At 68.4% G+C, this 2290-nt stretch carries 2 protein-coding genes and 1 pseudogene; all 3 read right to left on the bottom strand.

The window, feature by feature from the left end:
- Positions 1 to 321 (bottom strand): EAL domain-containing protein (locus tag QZY48_RS29775; RefSeq protein ID WP_295437441.1); only part of this gene is annotated, 321 nt, incomplete at its 3' end.
- A complete protein-coding gene (locus tag QZY48_RS29770; protein WP_295437439.1) occupies positions 254 to 1525 on the bottom strand; it encodes a diguanylate cyclase in 1272 nt (423 codons plus the stop codon). The genes QZY48_RS29770 and QZY48_RS29775, both read right to left, overlap by 68 nt.
- Before the next feature lie 229 nt (positions 1526 to 1754).
- A pseudogene (locus QZY48_RS35130) lies at positions 1755 to 2129 on the bottom strand (PAS domain-containing protein); the annotation flags it as partial.
- Between the last annotated feature and the right edge of the window lie 161 nt (positions 2130 to 2290).

Below are 2290 nucleotides of genomic sequence, written 5' to 3'. Positions count from 1 at the left end.
GGCCATGTCGGCGACCAGGGCGCGGTCAATCTTGAGGGTGCGCGGGTTGAAGCGGCGCAGGTAGCTCAAGGAGGCGGCCTGGCGCAGGACCCAGCCATCCAGGCGGGCGACCGTGCCGCGACGCTCCAGGATGGGGACGAAGTCGCCGGGCAAGAGGGCGCCGAGCCGACGGTGGTGCCAGCGTACCAGGGCCTCCACCGCGTACAAGGCGCCGCTGCCGATGCGCACCTGGGGTTGGTAGACCAGGTGCAGATCACCGTTGGCGATGGCCTGGGAGAGGCTGCCGACGATCTCCAGTTCGCGCTCCAGGGCGCGGGCCATGTCCGGTTGAAACAGGGCATAGCGGTTGCGTCCCTGACCCTTGGCCTCGTAGAGGGCGACGTCCGCCTGGGCCATCAGGGTGTCGGCATCCAGGGGGATGTTCACCATGACGACGCCCAGACTGGCCCCGATCCGGATCTCGCGGCCACGGGATCGGCCGCGCCAGGGCGTCCACCAGTCGGCCGGCCAGACGTTCCACGGCGTCCGCGCCGGCGCTGTAGCTCTGGATGATGGCGAACTCGTCGCCCCCCATGCGCGCGACGCTGTCCTCGGCGCGCAACTGGGCACGCAGACGCTCGGCCACGACCTGCAACAGTTCATCGCCGGCGGGGTGCCCCAGGCTGTCATTGACATCCTTGAAATGGTCCAGGTCCAGCAGATAGAGGGCGAAGGGGGTGTCGTGGCGGCGCAGGCGCGCCAGTTCCCGATCGAGGGACTCGCGCAGGAGGTTGCGGTTGGGAAGCCCGGTGAGGGCATCGTGGAAGGCCAGGAAATGGATGCGTTGCTCCTGTTCCAGGCGCTCGCTGATGTCACGAAAGGTGACCGCGGCCCCGGCCAACTGCCCGTCAATCAGCACCGGATTGCTCCACAACTCGACGGGAACAGCGCTGCCGTCGCGCCGGTACAGGGTCTCCCTGAGTCCATGGCGGGCGCGTCCGTCCAGCGCCGGGGCGACTAGGGGGCAGTGTGCCAGGGGGTGATTCTCGGCCGCCCGAGAGTCGACATGACCGACGGTCGGACGGTGGATGCGATCGTGAATGACGGTGCCGGTCAACTCCTCGGGCAGGTAACCGAGCATCCGCGCCGCCGCCGGATTGACGAAGGTCGCAACCCCCAGGTGGTCGACGCCGAGGACACCCTCGGTGGTGGAGACCAGGAGCAGGCGTTCGCGCTCTTCGGCATGACCCAGGGCGACCTGCGCCTGAAAGTAGTCGAGCACAACGGCGGCCAGGTCCGCCGCGGAGGCGATGATCTCGCGCTCCCGCGGCGCCGGTTGACGCGACTCGCGGTGGTAGATGGCGAAGGTGCCGAGGACCCGCCCGGAACGCCCCCGAATGGGGTGAGACCAGCAGGCACGAAGGTCGGTGGTCAGGAGGATCTCGCGCACGCCGGCCCAGTCGGGGTGGCTGCGGATATCCTCGCAGACCACGAGCGGATCTTGGTCGATGGCGCTCGCGCAGGCACCGAGGCCGGGACCGATCACGCCCCCGTCCAGGGTCCAGGGCGCGGTTGAAGTGCGCCGGGAGTGCGGGGGCCGCCCCTAGCGACAGGCGCGGCCCGTCCTGATCCAGAACATAGACGGCGGGCATGGCCCCCGGTTGGGCCTCCGCGATATAGGCCGTGATGGCCTCCAGCACCTCAGCCTGCGGACGGCCCCGGGCGAGGCGCTCCAGGACGCGGCTGCGCCTATCGAGCAGGACCCGGGTGCGGTGCAGTTCGGTCACGTCCTGGGCAATCCCCTGCACGGCAACGACCTGCCCCTGCGGGTTGAACAATGGACTCTCGGAGACCCGCAGTCGTTTGATGTCGCCGGATTTGACGCGGATCTCGATGTCGAAGGGTTCCTGCGGGGCGCCCTCCAAGGCCCGTCTGCTGGTTTCCAACGCGGATTGGTTGAGCGGATGATCGGTGAGATGGCCGATCCAGGGACCCTCCAGTTCCGCCGGGGTATAGCCGGTCATGTGTTCGACGGAGGGGCTCAGGTAGGTCATGGGCCCCTCCAACTCGCGGCGGTACAACAGGTACTCCCCGCTCAAGGACGCGATCAGCCCGCGGTACTTCGACTCGCTCTCGCGCAGGGCCCGCACGGCGCGCTTGCGTGCGGTGACAGCCCTGAAGCATAACCGCGCCACCCCAGTCACGGCGCGGGCTGGCGGGGGTTAGAGAAAGTTAATGTTCGCACAAGGGGGTAGACACCGCGCGGCGACTCTGGCAGGATTAACGGCAGGGTAATCGGTCTGCCGTTCCG

The organism is uncultured Thiodictyon sp., from assembly GCF_903828115.1.
Lineage (GTDB): Bacteria > Pseudomonadota > Gammaproteobacteria > Chromatiales > Chromatiaceae > Thiodictyon.
The sequence above is the reverse complement of the archived record's forward strand: the minus strand, read 5'-3'. Positions and strand labels throughout refer to the sequence as shown.